General features: G+C 48.5%; 3 protein-coding genes. 1 reads left to right on the top strand and 2 read right to left on the bottom strand.

What is annotated here, in order from left to right; translation table 11 throughout:
- Positions 1–1,131, bottom strand: a 1,131-nt coding sequence (gene gndA, locus ACUVJL_RS13645) for an NADP-dependent phosphogluconate dehydrogenase (RefSeq protein ID WP_445246341.1), incomplete at its 3' end; no start/stop codon positions are given.
- Between the two features lie 426 nt (positions 1,132–1,557).
- On the opposite strand from gndA, the gene ACUVJL_RS13640 reads away from it, so the two are divergent.
- Positions 1,558–1,980, top strand: coding sequence for a hypothetical protein (locus ACUVJL_RS13640; protein WP_445246340.1), 423 nt, complete (start codon positions 1,558–1,560; stop codon positions 1,978–1,980).
- Between the two features lie 53 nt (positions 1,981–2,033).
- Here ACUVJL_RS13640 and ACUVJL_RS13635 read toward each other — a convergent pair.
- Positions 2,034–2,962 (bottom strand): ABC transporter ATP-binding protein (locus ACUVJL_RS13635; RefSeq protein ID WP_445246339.1); only part of this gene is annotated, 929 nt, incomplete at its 5' end.

The raw sequence follows: 2,962 nt of genomic DNA, 5'->3' as shown, positions 1-2,962 counted from the left end.
TTTAATCTTGTCCAAAAATCCAGCCCGAATAATACAGCCACCCTTCCAAATTCGGGAAATTTCGCTCAAACTCAAGTCATAGTTGTACGACTTCGAGGCCGCGCTCAACAGCGCCATGCCTTGCGCGTAGGAGCAAATCTTCGAGCAGTAAAGCGCATCCCGGACTTTGTTGACAAACTCTTTAGTATCGCCTTCGTACTTGCCACTAGGCCCCGTCAGTTCTTGGGAAGCTTTGACGCGCTCTGCCTTATAAGAAGACATGATTCTCGCATTCACAGCAGCGATAATTGTGGGAATGCTCACGCCCAATTCCAAAGCACTCATTACAGTCCAGCGGCCCGTGCCTTTCTGACCGGCTGCGTCCATAATTACCTCAACTAAGGGTTGCTTAGTTTCCGGGTCGTTGAACTTGAAAATGTTAGCCGTAATTTCAATCAAAAACGAGTTGAGTTCGTCTGTGGTATTCCATTCGGCAAAAACTTCCTGCAACTGCTGCCCGTTCAATCCACCAACGTTTTTTAGCAAATCGTAGGCTTCAGCAATGAGCTGCATATCCCCGTACTCAATGCCGTTGTGAACCATCTTCACGTAGTGGCCGGCACCCCCAGGGCCGATGAAAGTAACGCAGGGGCCATCATCTACTTGAGCCGCAATTTTGGTGAGAATTGGCTCTAGTAGGCCGTAAGCAGTGCGGGTGCCACCGGGCATCAAGCTAGCACCATTCAGCGCGCCTTCTTCGCCGCCGCTGATGCCCATGCCGACAAATCCCAGTCCCATCGATTCTAAATCTTTGGTGCGGCGTTCGGTGTCGTCGTATAGCGAGTTGCCGCCGTCAATAATCATGTCGCCCGGTGACAGCATGGGTTTGAGCTGGTCGATGACTGCATCTACGGGTTTCCCAGCTTGCACCATGACTAAGATTCGGCGCGGGGTTTCTAGGGCATCGACGAATTCTGTCAGAGTCTTGGCGGCTACAATGTTCTTGCCGGGGGCGCGTAGGGCCATGAAGTCGTCGGTTTTGGCTGCTGTGCGGTTGTACACAGCCACGGAGAAGCCTCTGCTTTCGACGTTGAGGGCTAGGTTTTCGCCCATCACTGCTAGACCGATTAAACCAAAATTTTGCTTTGTCATGCTAATAATTCGCTGGTTCCGCTTGAGGATAGATTTGCGAGAGAGGAAAGCGAGGCGGGTTGTACCGCTTTCCTCTGGATGAAATGTCCGAGAGTAGACCTATCAGGTTTAACCTCACATCCTGCACCGTTGTCAATAAGCCTTTCATGGGCGGGCTCTCGGGCCCAACCCCTACTCGCCACAAGAAAATTTACTCTTTGTGGAACAGGCTTCTTCCCTGTTCTTGAGCATGGTGCAAGATGTCAGTTTAATTGTATGTTTATATGCTAAAAATTGATGTTTGGTGAATCAGTAGGGTTTTTTTAAGATTTAAGGGATATTAAAGAGATCGGCGGGTGATAATAAAGCAGATATTAAGCCGATCGCAGTAACGATAGATACAAACAAGCGGACATTTAGAGGAAAATTTAGGAGACTGTTGTAACTATGGAAGATTTGCAGTATCTCGCGGCCTGGGTGAAGGAGCAACACGCTCGCGAGTATATTTTGACTTGGCTACTGAGTCAACAGGGGCTGTGGTGGTCTGATGGGGAGATTTATCAGGCGGTTGTGCAAAAGTCGGGAAAGCTTTTGAAAGCTTATGTTCAAAAAAAACAAGCGGGAGAGTTATTTGAGGGAATTTCTGAGAAGTTGGTGGGAGATGATAATTGGGATGATTTGGTGCTGAGTTTAGGGCGAATTGTTGCTGTTTATCAAGAGGAATTGCTGAAGCTGCAAGAGCGCGATCGCCGGGGGGATGGACTAAAAAAAAATTTGATTAGCCAACCGTTGACTGGAGATGCTTTGTCGCTTTTGGAAGTGCAGCAAGCTTTGCCCGATCCTTATGCGGATACGCTGACGGGGAGATAGTTGACTGTTGACTGTTGACTGTTGACTGTTGACTAATGACTAATGACTAATGACTAAATATAGCTGCTAGCTTGACGGGTGAACATTGAGCAGTAAATTCCGTTTGATGCTATCAATTCGTCGTGAGTTCCTATTTCTGCTATTTTACCGTTTTCCATGACGGCGATACGATCGGCTATTTTTGCTAATCCCAATCTGTGACTGATGACTATGGTTGTTTTCCCGGCGGCTATTTGGCGGAAGATGCTGTAAATTTCGTGTTCTGTCTTGGGGTCTAGGGCGGCGGTCGGTTCGTCAAAAATGAGCACTTCGGCTGTAGAAAGCCGCATTAAGGCGCGGGCGATCGCAATTCTTTGCCACTGTCCCCCCGATAAGTCTATGCCGTCTTCTAATTGTTTCCCCAAGGGAGTCTCTAAACCTGCGGCAAGACTATTGACTTTTGCGCTAATTCCTGCTTCGGAAATAGCTTCATTAATTGCGGTGTCATCTGACAGTGAAAGCAAGTCGCCGAAACCGACGTTTTCGCGGACTGTGGAGGGGAAACGGGCGTAATCTTGCATAACGACGGCGATGCGCGATCGCACGTATGCTAGAGAGTACGATCGCAAATCTTTGCCGTTCCAGTCGATCGTACCACTTGTCGGGTCGTACAGGCGACCGAGGAGTTTGCCAAGGGTTGTTTTACCCGCGCCATTTTCACCAACAAGCACTAGCATTTCACCCGGATTAATCGTTAAATTGATATCTTCAACCGTGCTTTTATTGCTACCGGGATAGCAGAAAGATAAATGCTTAATCTCGATGCCAATTTTATCTTTTGTGGCACGGGCATCTTGCCCGTGACTTGGTAATTGACTTGTGGCACGGGCATCTTGCCCGTGACTTGGTAATTGACTTGTGGCACGGGCATCTTGCCCGTGACTTGGTAATTGACTTGTGGCACGGGCATCTTGCCCGTGACTTGGTAATTGACTTGTGGCAC

Source organism: Microcoleus sp. OTE_8_concoct_300, assembly GCF_031383065.1.
GTDB lineage: Bacteria > Cyanobacteriota > Cyanobacteriia > Cyanobacteriales > Microcoleaceae > Microcoleus.
This window is presented reverse-complemented; position numbering and strand designations above follow the sequence as displayed.

Coding starts and splice junctions, on each gene's coding strand:
- ACUVJL_RS13640 (WP_445246340.1), top strand. CDS start 1,558: ATGGAAGATTTGCAGTATCTCGCGGCCTGGGTGAAGGAGCAACACGCT.